This window comes from Kitasatospora sp. NBC_00458 (genome assembly GCF_036013975.1).
In the GTDB taxonomy this organism is placed as follows: domain Bacteria; phylum Actinomycetota; class Actinomycetes; order Streptomycetales; family Streptomycetaceae; genus Kitasatospora.
The window spans coordinates 5,694,577-5,710,116 of record NZ_CP107904.1 but is presented as its reverse complement, the minus strand read 5'-3'; the positions used below and the strand labels follow the sequence as shown (position 1 = coordinate 5,710,116).

Annotated in this window: 16 protein-coding genes; all 16 read right to left on the bottom strand. The window is 70.1% G+C overall.

Annotation, left to right across the window (positions count from 1 at the left end):
- Nucleotides 1-106: 106 nt before the first annotated feature.
- The 16 genes from OG550_RS23845 to prfA all read right to left on the bottom strand — a co-directional run bounded on the left by OG550_RS23845 (nucleotide 107) and on the right by prfA (nucleotide 15,429).
- The gene (locus OG550_RS23845; RefSeq protein WP_030302766.1) at nucleotides 107-607 is read right to left on the bottom strand and encodes a DUF2550 domain-containing protein; all 501 of its coding nucleotides are present in this window, start codon (nucleotides 605-607) and stop codon (nucleotides 107-109) included.
- A 147-nt stretch (nucleotides 608-754) separates the two neighbouring features.
- On the bottom strand, nucleotides 755-1,138 hold the full coding sequence (locus OG550_RS23840) for a F0F1 ATP synthase subunit epsilon (protein WP_327680733.1): 384 nt from the start codon (nucleotides 1,136-1,138) through the stop codon (nucleotides 755-757).
- 186 nt (nucleotides 1,139-1,324) lie between these two features.
- On the bottom strand, nucleotides 1,325-2,770 hold the full coding sequence (gene atpD, locus OG550_RS23835; RefSeq protein ID WP_327680731.1) for a F0F1 ATP synthase subunit beta: 1,446 nt from the start codon (nucleotides 2,768-2,770) through the stop codon (nucleotides 1,325-1,327).
- Nucleotides 2,771-2,772: 2 nt separating this feature from the next.
- Nucleotides 2,773-3,687 carry a F0F1 ATP synthase subunit gamma gene (locus tag OG550_RS23830; RefSeq protein WP_327680729.1) on the bottom strand — a complete coding sequence of 305 codons (915 nt, stop codon included), beginning with the start codon at nucleotides 3,685-3,687 and terminating at the stop codon, nucleotides 2,773-2,775.
- 32 nt (nucleotides 3,688-3,719) lie between these two features.
- Nucleotides 3,720-5,294 carry a F0F1 ATP synthase subunit alpha gene (gene atpA / locus OG550_RS23825; RefSeq protein WP_327680727.1) on the bottom strand — a complete coding sequence of 525 codons (1,575 nt, stop codon included), beginning with the start codon at nucleotides 5,292-5,294 and terminating at the stop codon, nucleotides 3,720-3,722.
- 152 nt (nucleotides 5,295-5,446) lie between these two features.
- Nucleotides 5,447-6,262 (bottom strand): F0F1 ATP synthase subunit delta, encoded by an 816-nt coding sequence (locus OG550_RS23820; protein WP_327680726.1) that lies wholly within the window; start codon nucleotides 6,260-6,262, stop codon nucleotides 5,447-5,449.
- Entirely contained in the window at nucleotides 6,259-6,819 is a 561-nt protein-coding gene (locus OG550_RS23815; protein WP_327680724.1) for a F0F1 ATP synthase subunit B, read from the bottom strand. The genes OG550_RS23820 and OG550_RS23815 overlap by 4 nt, the downstream gene beginning before the upstream one ends.
- A 40-nt stretch (nucleotides 6,820-6,859) precedes the next feature.
- Nucleotides 6,860-7,087, bottom strand: coding sequence for an ATP synthase F0 subunit C (atpE, locus tag OG550_RS23810; protein ID WP_327680722.1), 228 nt, complete (start codon nucleotides 7,085-7,087; stop codon nucleotides 6,860-6,862).
- A 108-nt stretch (nucleotides 7,088-7,195) separates the two neighbouring features.
- Nucleotides 7,196-8,011: a F0F1 ATP synthase subunit A gene (atpB, locus tag OG550_RS23805; protein ID WP_327680720.1), complete on the bottom strand. Its 816-nt coding sequence runs from the start codon at nucleotides 8,009-8,011 to the stop codon at nucleotides 7,196-7,198.
- Between the two features lie 301 nt (nucleotides 8,012-8,312).
- Entirely contained in the window at nucleotides 8,313-8,678 is a 366-nt protein-coding gene (locus OG550_RS23800; protein ID WP_327680718.1) for a hypothetical protein, read from the bottom strand.
- Nucleotides 8,679-9,031: 353 nt separating this feature from the next.
- The gene (locus OG550_RS23795; protein WP_327680716.1) at nucleotides 9,032-10,435 is read right to left on the bottom strand and encodes an MraY family glycosyltransferase; all 1,404 of its coding nucleotides are present in this window, start codon (nucleotides 10,433-10,435) and stop codon (nucleotides 9,032-9,034) included.
- Between the two features lie 160 nt (nucleotides 10,436-10,595).
- Nucleotides 10,596-11,888: a serine hydroxymethyltransferase gene (glyA, locus tag OG550_RS23790; protein WP_327680714.1), complete on the bottom strand. Its 1,293-nt coding sequence runs from the start codon at nucleotides 11,886-11,888 to the stop codon at nucleotides 10,596-10,598.
- 174 nt (nucleotides 11,889-12,062) lie between these two features.
- Nucleotides 12,063-12,704 carry an arsenate reductase/protein-tyrosine-phosphatase family protein gene (locus tag OG550_RS23785; RefSeq protein WP_327684092.1) on the bottom strand — a complete coding sequence of 214 codons (642 nt, stop codon included), beginning with the start codon at nucleotides 12,702-12,704 and terminating at the stop codon, nucleotides 12,063-12,065.
- Nucleotides 12,705-12,733: 29 nt separating this feature from the next.
- Nucleotides 12,734-13,381 carry an L-threonylcarbamoyladenylate synthase gene (locus OG550_RS23780; RefSeq protein ID WP_327680712.1) on the bottom strand — a complete coding sequence of 216 codons (648 nt, stop codon included), beginning with the start codon at nucleotides 13,379-13,381 and terminating at the stop codon, nucleotides 12,734-12,736.
- 46 nt (nucleotides 13,382-13,427) lie between these two features.
- Nucleotides 13,428-14,294 carry a peptide chain release factor N(5)-glutamine methyltransferase gene (prmC, locus tag OG550_RS23775; protein WP_327680710.1) on the bottom strand — a complete coding sequence of 289 codons (867 nt, stop codon included), beginning with the start codon at nucleotides 14,292-14,294 and terminating at the stop codon, nucleotides 13,428-13,430.
- A gap of 58 nt (nucleotides 14,295-14,352) precedes the next feature.
- Nucleotides 14,353-15,429: a peptide chain release factor 1 gene (gene prfA / locus OG550_RS23770; RefSeq protein ID WP_327680708.1), complete on the bottom strand. Its 1,077-nt coding sequence runs from the start codon at nucleotides 15,427-15,429 to the stop codon at nucleotides 14,353-14,355.
- Between the last annotated feature and the right edge of the window lie 111 nt (nucleotides 15,430-15,540).

Here is a 15,540-nt window from a genome sequence, read left to right as displayed (position 1 = left end):
AGACTAGCCGCGGGGTTAGGCGGCGTTAACCCTCTCCCGGCCCGAGGATCCCGTCGCTACGCGACGTTGCCCCTCCGGGGGCACCCCCACCCCGAGAGTGTCGTCGCTACGCGACATTCACTCTCTGCCCGGGCGGGGCTGCTTCGAGCCAGGCGAGGAAGCCGGTGAGTGCGTCGTCGCTCATCGCGAGCTCCAGCGGCGCGCCGTTGTGCAGGCAGCGCAGCACGACCGAACCGGAGAGCAGGGCCAGTTCCTCCTGCCCCTCGGGGTAGCGCCGGCCCAGCACCTCAATCTCCCGGCGCGGGAGCACCTTGCGCGGGCGCGGGGCGTACGAGAAGACCCGGAACCACTCGATGGAGTCACCGCTGTACCGGCCGATACCAAAAACCCACCCCTTGCCGTCGGTCTGGGGGACCGGGGCCGAGGTGGGTTTGCCGTTCTCGTCGAGGTCGGGCTGCGTCGAGGCGTCGGCGGGCATTTTGAGCCGGTAACTGCAGTCGAACGTTCCGCCGACCCGCTGGATCACACGGCGTCGTACCGCGAACGCGACCAGCCCGATCACACCGAGCGCCACGACCGCCGCACACACCACAAGGGCGAGGACCATGCTCACCTACCTCCTCGCTACCCGCGTTCCCCGTTTCGGTCGTACCAGCGACCGCGTTGACCTACCAACTGAGACGACAGTCCCGGGGTCACGCTCAGGCGTCCCCGGGACCGTCGGTCGACCCCGCTCCGGCGGGGTCGGGCACACTCAGGCGTGGGCCTTGAGGCCACGCGCCGCGAACAGACGGACCTCGGCACGCCGCTCGGCGTGCGCGTCGATGTCCGCCTTGGCCTTCTCCAGTGCGCGCTCGGCACGCGTGACGTCGATCTCGTCCGCCAGCTCGGCGATCTCCGCGAGCAGAGACAGCTTGTTGTCGGCGAAGGAGATGAAGCCGCCGTGCACTGCGGCGATCACGGTGCCGCCGTCCGTGGTACGGATCGTGACCGGACCGCTCTCCAGCACGCTCAGCACCGGGGTGTGACCCGCCATGATGCCGGTGTCACCGGAGGCCGTACGGGCGACGACGATGGTGGCCGCACCGGACCACACCTTGCGGTCGGCTGCGACCAGCTCGACGTGCAGCTCAGCCAACGTGGGCTCCTAGGCTCATGCAACCCCCGATTACTCGGGAGTTTCGGTAAGAATAACGGGCCCGCGCCCCCGGCATGAAACCGGCGGCACGGATTTGACCGGAATCACAGCCGGTGCGACGTGAGGGGTGGGTCCCAGGGCTGGGGCCCACCCCTCACGGTCACACTCCGCTGCTACCGGCCGCGACTACTTCTTCGCGAGCTCGGCGGCGTTGCGCTCAAGGTCCTCGATGCCACCGCACATGAAGAACGCCTGCTCCGGGACGGAGTCGTACTTGCCGTCCGCGATCGAGTTGAAGGCCTCGATGGTCTCGGACAGCGGCACGGTCGAACCCTCGATGCCGGTGAACTGCTTCGCCACGTAGGTGTTCTGCGAGAGGAAGCGCTCGATGCGACGGGCACGGTGGACCGTGATCTTGTCCTCCTCCGACAGCTCGTCCATACCGAGGATGGCGATGATGTCCTGGAGGTCCTTGTACTTCTGCAGGATCCCCTTGATACGGATGGCCGTCTCGTAGTGGGTCGCCGCGATGTACCGCGGGTCGAGGATGCGGGACGTGGAGTCCAGCGGGTCGACGGCCGGGTAGATGCCCTTCTCCGAGATCGGGCGCGACAGAACGGTGGTCGCGTCCAGGTGGGCGAAGGTGGTGGCCGGGGCCGGGTCGGTCAGGTCGTCCGCGGGGACGTAGATCGCCTGCATCGAGGTGATCGAGTGACCGCGGGTCGAGGTGATGCGCTCCTGGAGGAGGCCCATCTCGTCGGCCAGGTTCGGCTGGTAGCCCACCGCGGAGGGCATGCGGCCGAGCAGGGTCGACACCTCGGAACCGGCCTGGGTGAACCGGAAGATGTTGTCGATGAAGAGGAGCACGTCCTGCTTCTCGACGTCACGGAAGTACTCCGCCATGGTCAGCGCGGAGAGCGCGACGCGCAGACGGGTGCCCGGCGGCTCGTCCATCTGGCCGAAGACCAGCGCGGTCTTGTCCAGAACGCCCGAGTCGACCATCTCGTCGATGAGGTCGTTGCCCTCACGGGTACGCTCGCCGACGCCGGCGAAGACCGACACACCACCGAAGTTCTCGGCGACGCGGTAGATCATCTCCTGGATCAGAACGGTCTTACCGACACCGGCACCACCGAACAGACCGATCTTGCCACCGGTGACGTACGGGGTGAGGAGGTCGATGACCTTGATGCCGGTCTCGAACATCTCGGTCTTGGACTCAAGGTCCTTGAAGTCGGGGGCCTTGCGGTGGATCGGCCACCGGACCTTGACCTGCGACTCGAACTCGTCCTTGTCGACGTTCAGCACCTCACCGAGGGCGTTGAACACCTTGCCCTTGGTGATCTGGCCGACCGGCACCGAGATGGCGGCACCGGTGTCGCTGACCTGCGAACCACGGACCAGGCCGTCGGTCGGCTGCATCGAGATGCCGCGGATCAGGCCGTCGCCGAGGTGCTGGGCGACCTCAAGGGTGAGGACCTTCTTGCCCGTGCCGTCGGGGTTGTCCACCTCGACGTGCAGGGCGTTGAACATGTTCGGGATCGCGTCGACGGGGAACTCCACGTCGACGACCGGGCCGATGACCCGCGCGACGCGGCCCGTCGCCGTGGTCGGCTCAACAGTGGTAGTCATACTCATTCGCTCCCGCGGCTCGCGTCAGCGAGCGCGTTGGCGCCACCGACGATCTCGCTGATTTCCTGGGTGATCTCGGCCTGACGGGCCGAGTTGGCAAGCCGCGTGAGCGACTTGATGAGCTCGCCGGCGTTGTCCGTCGCGCTCTTCATCGCGCGGCGGCGGGCGGCGTGCTCGGAAGCGGCCGACTGCAGCAGCGCGTTGTAGATCCGGCTCTCCACGTACCGCGGCAGCAGGGCGTCGAGGACGCCCTCCGCCGACGGCTCGAAGTCGTAGAGCGCGAAGATCTCCGTCTTGGCCGAGGGCTCGTCGCCGGGCTGGACCTCGTCGAGCTTCAGCGGCAGCAGCCGCGTCTCGACGGCGGTCTGCGTCAGCATCGACTCGAACTTGGTCGAGATCACGTGCACCTCGTCCACGCCGCCGGTCTCGGCCGTGAAGGCCTCGATCAGCGCCGCCGAGACCTCCTTGGCGTCGCCGTAGGTCGGCTTGTCCGAGAAGCCCGTCCACGACTCCGCGACCGCGAGGTCGCGGAACCCGTAGAACGAGACGCCCTTGCGGCCGACGGCGTACGTCACCACGTCCTTGCCCTCGGACCGCAGGCGCTCGGAGAGCGCCAGCGAGGCCTTGATGGCGTTGGACGAGTAGCCGCCCGCGAGGCCGCGGTCCGCCGTGATCAGCAGGACTGCGACACGCGCGGCGTTCGGGTTCTCGCTGGTGAGCGGGTGCTTGGCGTTGGACCGGGTGGCCACCGCCGTCACCGCCCGGGTGAGCTCATCGGCGTACGGGGTGGAGGCGGCCACCGCGCGCTGCGCCTTACCGATGCGCGCCGCGGAGATCATCTCCATCGCCTTGGTGATCTTCTTCGTCGCGGTGACAGAGCGGATCCGGCGCTTGTAGACCCGAAGCTGTGCTCCCATGGGTCGTTACGTCCTTTCCCTCGCTACCGGACTCAGGCCTGCTCGGAGAGCAGCTTGCCGTCAGCGGTCTGGTAACCCTGCTTGAACTCGCCGACTGCGGCGGTCAGCGCGTCGACGGTGCCGTCGGCGAGCAGACCGGTCTCGACGATGCCGGCGAGCAGGTCCTTGTGCTGCAGGCGCACGTAGTCCAGGAACTCGCGCTCGAAGCGGCGGATCTCGGCGACCGGGACGTCGTCCAGCTTGCCGGTGGTGCCGGCCCAGATGGAGACGACCTGCTCCTCGACCGGGAACGGCTGGTACTGGCCCTGCTTCAGCAGCTCGACCATGCGCGCACCGCGCTCCAGCTGGGCCTTGGAGGCCGCGTCCAGGTCGGAGCCGAAGCCGGCGAAGGCCTCCAGCTCACGGTACTGGGCGAGGTCCAGGCGCAGACGGCCGGCGACCGAGCGCATGGCCTTGATCTGGGCGGAGCCACCGACGCGGGAGACCGAGATACCGACGTTCACGGCCGGGCGGATGCCGGCGTTGAACAGGTCGGACTCCAGGAAGCACTGGCCGTCGGTGATGGAGATGACGTTGGTCGGGATGTACGCCGACACGTCGTTGGCCTTGGTCTCGATGATCGGAAGACCGGTCATCGAGCCGCCGCCCAGCGAGTCGTTCAGCTTCGCGCAGCGCTCCAGCAGGCGGGAGTGCAGGTAGAAGACGTCGCCCGGGTACGCCTCGCGGCCCGGCGGGCGGCGCAGCAGCAGGGAGACGGAGCGGTAGGCCTCGGCCTGCTTCGACAGGTCGTCGAAGATGATCAGGACGTGCTTGCCGTCGTACATCCACTCCTGGCCGATGGCGGAGCCGGTGTACGGAGCGAGGTACTTGAAGCCGGCCGGGTCGGAGGCGGGAGCGGCCACGATGGTGGTGTACTCCAGCGCGCCGGCCTCCTCCAGGGCGCCACGGACGGACGCGATGGTGGAGCCCTTCTGGCCCACGGCGACGTAGATGCAGCGGACCTGCTTCTCCGGGTCGCCCGAGCGCCAGTTGTCACGCTGGTTGATGATCGTGTCGACGGCCACCGCGGTCTTGCCGGTCTGGCGGTCGCCGATGATCAGCTGGCGCTGGCCGCGGCCGATCGGGGTCATCGCGTCGATGGCCTTGATGCCGGTCTGCAGCGGCTGCTTGACCGACTTGCGCGCCATGACGCCCGGGGCCTGCAGCTCCAGGGCGCGGCGACCGGTGGCGGCGATGTCGCCCAGACCGTCGATCGCGTTGCCCAGCGGGTCCACGACGCGGCCGAGGTAGCCGTCGCCGACGGGCACGGAGAGGACCTCGCCGGTGCGGCGCACCGTCTGTCCCTCCTCGATGCCGCCGAACTCACCGAGGATGACGACACCGATCTCGCGGGTGTCGAGGTTCAGCGCGAGGCCGAGCGTGCCGTCCTCGAACTTCAGCAGCTCGTTCGCCATGACCGAGGGCAGGCCCTCGACATGCGCGATGCCGTCCGCTGCGTCAGTGACCGTGCCGACCTCTTCACGCGAGGCGGCGTCCGGCTGGTACGACTGGACAAAGTCGGCCAGCGCGTCCCGGATCTCCTCCGGACGGATCGTAAGCTCCGCCATCAGGCTTCCCTGCTCTCCTAGTTTGCGATCCTCGGCCCGCCAATGAGGGCCGCAAGTATTCGACTCTCGGCCGGGTCTCTCGAACCGGCCGTACGATTTGCCGACTCCGGTGGAGCCGGTTCCCGACCGAGGGTCGGATGTGCTTCGGATGCTCAGCCTTCGAGCGACTGGCGAGCGTCTTCGAGCCGGCTCGACACGGCGCCGTCGATGATCTCGTCACCGATCTGGACCCGCACACCGCCGACGACCTCGGGGTCGACGTCGATGTTCAGGTGCACCCGGCGGCCGTAGAGCCGGCCCAGCGCACCCGCGAGGCGCTCCTTCTGGCCGTCCGACAGCGGCACCGCGCTGGTGACCAGGGCCACCATGCGCCCACGCCGTGCGGCAGCGAGCTTCGAGTAGGACTCCAGGCCCTGCTCCAGGCTACGGCCACGCGGGGTGTTGACCAGGCTGGTGACCAGCCGGATGGTGCCCGCGTTGGCGCGGCCGCCGAGCAGCTTCTTGATCAGCTCCGCCTTGGCGGTGGCACCGGCCTTCGGGTCGGTCAGCGCGGAGCGGAGCTCGTTCGAGCCCGCGACCACACGTCCGAACCGGAACAGCTCGTCCTCGACGTCGTCCAGGACACCGGCCTTCTCGGCGGCGATGACCTCGGCGTACGAGGACAGCTCCTCGACCGCGTCGACCAGGTCGCGCGCACCCGACCAGCGGGAGCGGACCAGGCCGGAGACCAGGTCGGCCGTCTCGCCGGAGACCTGGCCGGACAGCAGCGAGGACACCAGCTGCGCCTTGTCCTGACCGGACCGGGACGGGTCGGTCAGCACGCGGCGGAGCGACACCTCACGGTCCAGCAGGGCCGTGACGGCGGTGAGCTCCTCGGCGAGCTTGACCGCGTCCACCGGGGTGGAGTCGGTCAGGCTCTCCAGGTTCTGCCGCCCGGCGGCGAGGGCGTCACGGCTGGCGCCGATCACTTGGCCGCACCCTGAGCAACGGCGGCCTTGGCCTCCAGCTCGGTCAGGAAGCGGTCGATGACACCGCTCTGCCGCGCGTGGTCCTCAAGGGACTCACCCACGATGCGGGACGCCAGCTGGGAGGCCAGCGAGCCCACGTCCTGGCGCAGGGCGGCGGTCGCCTGCTTCTTGTCAGCCTCGATCTGGGCGTGGCCGGCGGCGACGATGGCCTCGCGCTGACGCTGGCCCTCCTCGCGCATCTCGGCGAGCTGGGCGGCACCCTGCTCGCGGGCCTGCTCGATGATCTTGGCGGCCTCATGGCGCGCCTCGGCGAGCTCGGCGCGGTACTGCTCAAGCAGGGCCTGGGCCTCGACCTGAGCGGCCTCGGCACGCTCCATGCCGCCCTCGATGGCGTCCCGGCGCTCCGACAGCACCTTCTCGATGCTGGGGAGGAGCTTCTTGCCGAGGAAACCGAAGACGATGAAGAAGCAGATCAGGCCGATGATGACCTCGGGCCACGCGGGGAGGAGGGGGTTCATCTCCTCCCCCTCCTGCGCGAGGAAGACCACGGGGTTCATATCTGAACCTTTCGTCGAAACTGGCTACCGGTGTGTCGGACTACTTGCCGAACACGAACGGCATGACGATGCCGATGAGCGCGAGCGCCTCGGTCACGGCCAGACCGATGAACATGTTGGTGCGGACCAGGCCGGCAGCCTCGGGCTGACGCGCCATGGCCTGGACGCTGTTACCGAAGATGAGGCCCAGACCGATGCCGGGGCCGATGGCCGCGAGACCGTAACCGATGGAAGCGACGGAACCGGAGACCTCAGCGAGGTTCTGCATCTCACACTGTCCTTATGCGTGGTGGAACCGGTGGTGGTTGGCCACCGGGAGTCTTGGTCGGGAGTTGCCCGTGCGGGCCGGCGCCGTCGCTTCGGCGCCGGTTCGACGTCAGTGCGCTTCTTCGAGCGCTCCGCCGATGTACGTGCTGGCGAGGAGCACGAAGATGTATGCCTGAAGGAACTGGATCAGCAGCTCGAAGGCGGTCAGGGCGATCGTCACGGCGAACGAGGCACCGGCGTACAGCGCCCCGATGCTCGGGGAGAGCAGGTACCAGGAGGCGAGCGAGAACATCACGATCAGCAGGTGGCCGGCGAACATGTTCGCGAAGAGCCGGACCGCGAGCGTGAAGGGCCGCAGGAAGATGTTCGAGACGAACTCGATCGGCACCAGGATGAACATGACCCAGCCGGGCACGCCCGACGGCCAGCACAGGTTCTTCAGGCCGCCCACGAAACCGTGGGTCTTGAACGTCAGCCCCATGTAGGTGACCCAGACGATCAGGGCCAGCGCTGCGGGGAAGGCGATGTTGGCGGCAGCCGGGTACTGGACGAACGGGACGATCGACATCACGTTCAGAAGCCAGATGAAGAAGAACAACGAGACCATCATCGGGACGTACTTCTGTCCCCGCTTGCCGATGGACTCAAGCACGATGCTTCGCTTGACGAACTCGTAGCCGATCTCGGCGACCAGCTGCAGCTTGCCCGGCACGAGCTTCGGCCTGGCGAACGCGACCCAGAAGAAGCCGATGACCAGGAGCGCGACGATCATCGACAGGAGCATCGGCTTGTTGAACTCGACGCTGCCAATCGTGAAGATCGGCTTGAACTGGAACTCGTTCAGGCCGGGCGCCGGGAAGCCGCAGCCGGAGAACAGGTGGCAGTTGGCCTCAGAGGCAAGCTGCGTGAGCCTGTCAGCACTCACCACGGACTCCTTCGTCGTGACACATAGTTACGGCAACCTCGGTGTGTCGGCGCGGCTCTCGGCCACGGTGCGGCACTTTGACTGGATTCTTGTCTCGCGAGCCGGTGAGAGCGGGGCGCGGCGCCGGAGCGCGGCCCTCGCCCTGTCGGCGATTGTGGAGACGGTGGGGTCTGGAGCGCCATCCGTCCGATCAGTGGAACGATCCAGCCGCATGCCACACCCCGTGGCTGCCCCGGACGATAGCAGTCTGTCGCCCGGGGGCCGGACACCGCCCCCTCCCCGGAGGGGGGAGGCGACAGCGTCACGGTTGACGCTCCGGGGGGTCCCCCTTCTTGGAGGAGGAGCCGGTCTCCACGTAGAAGATCTTGGCCTTCATGCCGATGCGGACCACCGCACCCGCCCAGACCAGCGTGCATCCCAGCACGGTGAAGCCGAAGACCTTGGTGTCGAAGGCGGTCGTTCCCTTGAAGACCGCCAGGACGATCCCCACCAGCAGGATCTGAGCCATGTAGACCGACATGGCCACCGGCAACAGGAGCTGGGGATTCCCCCTGCTCAGACGATCGACGGCCGCTTGACCTGCGCTGAAGAACGCCATCACCAACAGTGCTGCGAACAGGGCGCCGTACAGCCCCTTGACTCCGACCACAACGGTCGAGATCGCCATGGCGGCAATCCCGGCGACCGCAGTGGGGATTGCGGCGCCTCGGATGATCCGGGCGTCATGGGACGGCATGTCGGCAACTCCGGCGGCATGTCGGGCAATGGACGTCGAACAGCGTGAACACCTGACAAGTACTCACATCTAGGACCGGGAGGATGACCTACGTGGATCCGAGTCCTCACGCAGAGGCTCTCGACCACGCCCCGGGCTCCTCGTGAACGGTATCACAAGCTATTTGATGTGGTCTTTACCCTACGGATGTGCCGCTCGCCACACAGACTCCCTACAGAGTCACCCGAACGGATCAGGTCTCGAACGTGCCCGACCGCGCTCGGACGCCCTCGCTCCGGTGCCGGTCAGCGCCGGCCGTTGCCGTGCCCGCGGCCGCCGATCGCGCTGGAACCCTTCGCCACGCCGCCCAGCAGTCGCTTGTCCTCGGCGGACAGCTCGGCCATCGGCTCGGCCATCGGCTCGGCCATCGGCGCGGCTGCGGCCTCCGCGGCGGACTCGGTGGACGCGGTGGACGCGGCGGTCAGGACCTCGCCTCCGTCCTCACGCTCCGTGACCGGGGCGGCCTTCCGGCCGGCCGGCCGACGGCGGCGGTAGCGCGGCGGGACGAAGGCCTGCACCGCGCGCGGGGCCCGCGGCCGGAACCGCGGGGTGAGCAGCACGACCAGGCCGACCAGGCAGAGCCCGGCCAGCGTCAGCACCACGGTGCGGCCGGTGTTGGTGACCGAGAAGGCGACGGTCCCGAAGGCGATCAGCGCGGCCCAGAAGTACATGATCAGTACGGCGCGGCTGTGCGAGTGGCCGACCTGGAGCAGTCGGTGGTGCAGGTGCCGCTTGTCGGCGGCGAACGGGGACTGGCCCGCCCAGGTGCGGCGGACCACCGCGAGCAGCAGGTCCGCCAGCGGCAGCGCGATGACCGTCAGGGGCAGCAGCAGCGGGATGTAGATCGGCACCAGGGCGTGCACGGTGGCGGTCTGCGAACCGGTCTCGCTGGTGATCAGGTCGGGGTCGACACGGCCGGTGATCGAGATCGCGGCCACGGCCAGCATCAGGCCGAGCATCATCGAGCCGGAGTCGCCCATGAAGATCCGGGCGGGGTGCAGGTTGTGCACCAGGAAGCCCAGGCACATGCCGATCAGCAGCACGCTGAACAGCACGGCGGGGGCGGCGTCGCTGATCGTGTAGCCGTACCAGAGCCGGTAGGAGTACAGGAAGAAGGCCATCGCGGCGATGCAGACCATGCCGCCGGCCAGGCCGTCGAGGCCGTCGATGAAGTTCACCGCGTTGACCATGACGACGACCAGGGTGACCGAGATGACCATGCCCTGGGTGGGGCTGACCGCCACCGGGCCGACGCCGGGCACCGGCAGGGTGATCACCGTGACGCCCTGCCAGACCATCACACCGGCGGCGATCATCTGGCCGCCGAGCTTCACCAGGGCGTCCACGCCCCACTTGTCGTCCAGCACGCCGAGCAGCCACATGATCCCGGCGCCGGAGAGCAGTGCGCGGATGTCGGTGCCCTGGGAGAACACCTTGCTCAGGTTGTCCAGTTGGGAGGCGACCAGGATGCCGGCGCAGAGGCCGCCGAACATGGCGATGCCGCCGAGCCGCGGGGTGGGTTCGCGGTGCACGTCACGGGCGCGGACCGGGGGCATCGCCCCCGCCGCGATGGCGAACTTCCGGACCGGGCCGGTCAGCAGGTAGGTGACGGCCGCGGTGCAGAACAGCACCAGCAGATACTCACGCACCACTGGCCTCCTGCTGCACTGTCCGACGGGTGGGTACCGAAGGTACTCCCGTGCCTGTCCGGGGTTCGAGGTGCGTCGCCACAGCACACACCTTATTGAGTCGGACGCCGGGGGTGTGCATCGCGGTTCGCCCTACCGGGTAGGAGAACCGGATACCCGCTCAGCGGCGGCCCGCGAAGGCCCCCGCCAGCTCCCGCACCCGCTCCCCCACCCGGACGTCCGTGCCCCCGGCGAGCAGGCGTCCGACCAGTCCGGCGATCTCGGTCAGCTCGCTCTCGCCCATGCCCTGCGAGGTCACCGTGCCGGTCCCCAGCCGGATGCCGGAGGCCTCGGACGGCGGTGCCGGGTCGTACGGCAGCGCGCACTTGCCGAGCAGCAGCCCGGCGGCGGAGCAGCGGCGCTCGGCCTCGGCGCCGCTCACCCCGAGCGGGCCGACGTCGGCGGTCACCAGGTGGGTGTCGGTCCCGCCGGTCAGCGGACGCGCCCCGGCGGCTTCGAGCCCCGCCGCCAGCACCCGCGCCCCCGCCACGGTGCGGTGGGCGTACGCGCGGTACGCGGGGGTGGCGGCCTCGGCCAGGGCGACGGCCTTGCCGGCCACCTCGTTCATCGCGGCGCCGCCCTGGCTGAACGGGAAGACCGCCCGGTCGATCCGCTCGGCCAGCTCGGCGGTGCAGAGCAGCAGGCCGCCGCGCGGACCGCGGAGCAGTTTGTGGGTGGCGGCCACGGTGACGTCCGCGTGCGGCACCGGAGAGGGCGCCAGGCCGGCCGCGATCAGCCCGGTGGTCTGCGCGACGGTGGCGACCAGGTAGGCGTCCACCTCGTCGGCGATCTCCCGGAAGGCGGCCCAGTCCGGGTGCCGGGGGTGCGAGATGGAGCCGGCCATGATGGCCTTGGGACGGTGCCGGCGGGCCAGCTCGCGGACCTGGTCGAGGTCGACCAGCCCGTCCTCGCGGCGCACCCCGTAGCCCACGAACTCGAACCACCGGCCGGAGAAGTTGGCCCGCGAGCCGCAGCTGAGGTGGCCGCCGTGCTCCAGCGACATCGCCAGCACCGTGTCCCCGGGCCGCAGCAGCGCCGCGTAGGCGGCCAGCACGGCCGAGGTGGCCGAGCGGGGCTGCACGTTGGCGTGCGGGGCCGCGAACAGCTCGCGGGCCCGGTCGACGGCCAGCAGCTCGGCGGCGTCCGCCAGCGCGCAGCCGGTGTGGTGGCGCCGGCCCGGGTAGCCCTCGGCGTACTTGTCGATCAGCGGCCCGGTGAGCGCCGCCAGCACCGCCGGGCTGGTCAGGTTCTCCCCCGCCAGCAGCTGGATCGTCTCGGCCCTGCGCTCGGCCTCGGCGGCGAGCAGGTCGGCGAGCTGCGGATCGGCCCGGTGGAGGGCCTCGTCGAGCGCCTCGGACGCCCACCGGCGCCCCGTCGTGTCGGTGGAGCCGGTCGCGGCATCGGTGACGGTCATGGCGGGGCTCCCGGGCGGCATGGGGGCGCCTCCCGGCCGGAGGCCGGGAGAGGGTGAGGGTTCCTCCAGCGTAGGACCGGCCCCCGGGAGCGGCACGGCGGCGCGGGCCGGGGTGCACCCGCCCGGGCGTGCGGGCGACGCGGCCGGGGCTTCGCGCCCCGGGGCCCGCCCCGTTCAGAAGCGCGCGCGAACCCCGGTGAGCGCGGTCACCACCGGGTCCACGGCGTGGAATATCTCCTCGCCGCAGTTGCGGAACATGCCGATCGGCGCGCCGTACGGGTCGTGCACCTCGTCCGACTCCGGGGTGGCGGCGAGCAGCCAGCCGCGCAGCGAGGCGGCGGCCCGGACCAGGGCGCGGGCGCGCTCGGTGACGTCGGCGCCGCGCCGCGGGTCCGGCAGGGTGCCCGGGTCGATCGTCCGGACCAGGCGGGTGAACTCCTTCATGGTGAAGGTGCGCAGGCCCGCCTCGTGGCCCATCGAGATGACCTGGGCCCGGTGGTCCAGGGTCGCGGTGAGCACCAGGTCGGCCTCGACCACGTGTTCGTCCAGCAGCTCGCGGCCGGTGAAGCCGCCGCTGTCGGCGCCGTACTCGTCCAGCACCGTGGCGGCGTGGTCCTCCATCGGTGCGCCCTCGTGGCCCCAGGTGCCGGCCGACTCGACCAGGATGCGGCCGGCCACCCGGGGGTTCAGCCGGGTGTCCAGCTCACGCCGGGTGAGCCGCTCGGCGATCGGCGAGCGGCAGATGTTGCCGGTGCACACGTACAGGATCCGGAAGTGGTCCAGCGGCCTGGGGCCCACGCTCAGGTACGGCGATATGCCGGGCCCGGCATGGAGGGAGGCGGCCGTCAACTGCCGGCCTCCAGGTCGGGGACGACCTCCCTCAGCTGCTCGGCGGTGATCGCGCCGGCCCGCAGGAGCACCGGGACCTTGCCGGTGACGTCGACGATCGACGACGCCTGCGCGTGGTCGGCCGTGCCGCCGTCCAGGTACACCGAGATGGCGTCGCCGAGCTGCTGCTCGGCCTCGTCGCAGGTGGACGGGGACGGGCCGCCGGTCCGGTTGGCGCTGGACACGGCCAGCGGCCCGGTGGTGTTCAGCAGCTCGATGGCGACCGGGTGCAGCGGCATCCGGACGGCGACGGTGCCGCGGGTCTCGCCGAGGTCCCAGCGCAGCGACGGCTGGTGCTTGGCGACCAGGGTGAGCCCGCCCGGCCAGAACGCGTCGACCAGCTCCCAGGCCTGCTCGGAGAAGTCGGTGACCAGCCCGTGCAGGGTGGTCGGCGAGCCGACCAGGACCGGCGAGGGCATGTTGCGGCCGCGGCCCTTGGCGGCGAGCAGGGCGGCGACGGCCTCCGGGGAGAAGGCGTCCGCACCGACCCCGTAGAGGGTGTCGGTGGGCAGCACGACGAGCTCGCCCCGGCGGATGGCCGAGGCGGCCTCGCGCAGGCCCGTCGCGCGGTCCCCTGCGTCGGCACAGTCATAGCGGCGGCTCATCGGTGCGGTCCCCTTCCGAGACAACTCATCACGTGGACGGACGCGGTCACAGCGACGCCTTGCGCGCCGTGGTGAATCGCGGCCGGTTGTTCAGGTCGCGGTGGTCGGCGGTGTCGGTCCAGCCGGCTTCCTCGTTGAAGATCCACGGGACCTGCCCGCCCTGGGTGTCGGCGTGCTCGATCACCACGGCGCCGCCCGGACGCAGCAGGCGGGCCGCGACCCGCTGGATGCCCCGGATGGTGTCCAGGCCGTCCTCGCCGGAGAACAGCGACATCTGCGGGTCGTGGTCGCGGGCCTCCGGCGCGACGTACTCCCACTCGGTGAGCGGGATGTACGGCGGGTTGGAGATGACCAGGTCGAAGCGGCCGTCCCAGGCGCGGTCGTCCTCGAAGGCCCGGGTGGCGTCGCCCTCGTGCAGGGTGATCCGGGCGCGGTCGGGCGAGGCCTCGATGTTGCGCCGGGTGTAGGGCAGTGCGCCCTCGTCCAGCTCGAAGGCGTGCACGGTCGACCGCGGCAGCTCCTGGGCCAGGGCGAGCGCGATGGCGCCGGAGCCGGAGCAGAGGTCGACCACCAGCGGCTCGGCCACGTCCATGTCGCGGACCGCGTCTATGGCCCACTCGACCACCGACTCGGTCTCCGGCCGGGGCACGAAGACGCCGGGGCCGACCGCCAGCTCCAGGTAGCGGAAGAACGCCCGCCCGGTGATGTGCTGGAGCGGCTCGCGTGCCTCCCGCCGGGCGACGGCCTCCCAGTAGCGGGCGTCGAAGTCCGCGTCCTTGACCGTGTGCAGCTGGCTGCGCTTGACGTTGTGGACGTGTGCGGCGAGCTCCTCCGCGTCGAAGCGCGGCGACGGCACGCCGGCCGCGGCCAACCGCTGGGTGGCCTGGGCCACCTCGGCGAGTAGCAGGTTCATCCGTACGACCTCTTGCTTCCGCTCTCCGGCCTCGACGTCGGTCTCGCTGCCGCCGGTCTCAGTTCTGTTGGGCCGCGGCCAGCTTGGCCGCTGCGTCCGCGTCGACGCAGGACTGGATCACCGCGTTCAGGTCGCCGTCCAGGACCTGGTCCAGGTTGTACGACTTGAAGCCCGTGCGGTGGTCCGAGATGCGGTTCTCCGGGTAGTTGTACGTCCGGATCCGCTCGGAGCGGTCCACCGTGCGGACCTGGCTGCGGCGGGCGTCGGAGGCCTCCCGCTCGGCCTCCTCCTGCGCGGCGGCCAGCAGCCGCGAACGCAGGATGCGCATCGCCTGCTCCTTGTTCTGCAGCTGGCTCTTCTCGTTCTGGCAGGAGGCCACGATACCGGTCGGCAGGTGGGTGATCCGGACCGCGGAGTCGGTGGTGTTGACCGACTGGCCGCCGGGGCCGGACGAGCGGTAGACGTCGATCCGCAGGTCGTTGGCGAGGATCTCGACCTCGACCTCCTCCGCCTCGGGGGTGACCAGCACGCCCGCTGCGGAGGTGTGGATGCGGCCCTGCGACTCGGTGGCCGGCACGCGCTGCACGCGGTGCACGCCGCCCTCGTACTTCAGTCGGGCCCAGACGCCCTGGCCGGGCTCGGTGCCGCCCCTGGTCTTGACGGCGACGGAGACGTCCTTGTAGCCGCCGAGGTCGGACTCGTTGGAGTCGATGAGCTCGGTCTTCCAGCCGATCCGCTCGGCGAAGCGCAGGTACATCCGGAGCAGGTCGCCGGCGAACAGCGCGGACTCCTCGCCGCCCTCGCCCGCCTTGATCTCCAGGATGACGTCCTTCTCGTCGTTCGGGTCGCGCGGGACCAGCAGCAGCCGCAGCTCCTCGGTCAGCTCCTCCCGACGGGCCTCGGAGTCCTTCACCTCGGCCAGGAACTCCGGCTCCTCGGCCGCGAGTTCGCGGGCGGCCTCGATGTCCTCACCGGCCTGCTTCCACTCCCGGTAGACCCGGGTGATCGGGGTCAGCTCGGCGTACCGCTTGGCCAGCTTGCGCGCGTTGGCCTGGTCGGCGTGGACGGACGGATCGGCCAGCCTCGTTTCGAGGGCGGCGTGCTCGACGAGGAGCTCTTCGACTGCCTCGAACATGGGGTGGCCTTCTTCCCGGGGTTTGGGTGGGTGGCATCGCGGAGGGTGCGGGGGGACGCGAACGGCGCCGGTCCCCAGCGCCCCCGGAACGAGTACGGGGGCACCGGGAAC

Bases quoted from the DNA above. Each gene is read 5' to 3' on its own strand.
- OG550_RS23845 (WP_030302766.1), bottom strand. From the start codon at position 607: ATGGTCCTCGCCCTTGTGGTGTGTGCGGCGGTCGTGGCGCTCGGTGTG.
- atpD (WP_327680731.1), bottom strand. From the start codon at position 2,770: ATGACTACCACTGTTGAGCCGACCACGGCGACGGGCCGCGTCGCGCGG.
- OG550_RS23830 (WP_327680729.1), bottom strand. From the start codon at position 3,687: ATGGGAGCACAGCTTCGGGTCTACAAGCGCCGGATCCGCTCTGTCACC.
- atpA (WP_327680727.1), bottom strand. From the start codon at position 5,294: ATGGCGGAGCTTACGATCCGTCCGGAGGAGATCCGGGACGCGCTGGCC.
- OG550_RS23815 (WP_327680724.1), bottom strand. From the start codon at position 6,819: ATGAACCCCGTGGTCTTCCTCGCGCAGGAGGGGGAGGAGATGAACCCC.
- atpE (WP_327680722.1), bottom strand. From the start codon at position 7,087: ATGCAGAACCTCGCTGAGGTCTCCGGTTCCGTCGCTTCCATCGGTTAC.
- OG550_RS23800 (WP_327680718.1), bottom strand. From the start codon at position 8,678: ATGGCGATCTCGACCGTTGTGGTCGGAGTCAAGGGGCTGTACGGCGCC.
- glyA (WP_327680714.1), bottom strand. From the start codon at position 11,888: ATGACCGTCACCGATGCCGCGACCGGCTCCACCGACACGACGGGGCGC.
- OG550_RS23780 (WP_327680712.1), bottom strand. From the start codon at position 13,381: ATGAGCCGCCGCTATGACTGTGCCGACGCAGGGGACCGCGCGACGGGC.
- prmC (WP_327680710.1), bottom strand. From the start codon at position 14,294: ATGAACCTGCTACTCGCCGAGGTGGCCCAGGCCACCCAGCGGTTGGCC.
- prfA (WP_327680708.1), bottom strand. From the start codon at position 15,429: ATGTTCGAGGCAGTCGAAGAGCTCCTCGTCGAGCACGCCGCCCTCGAA.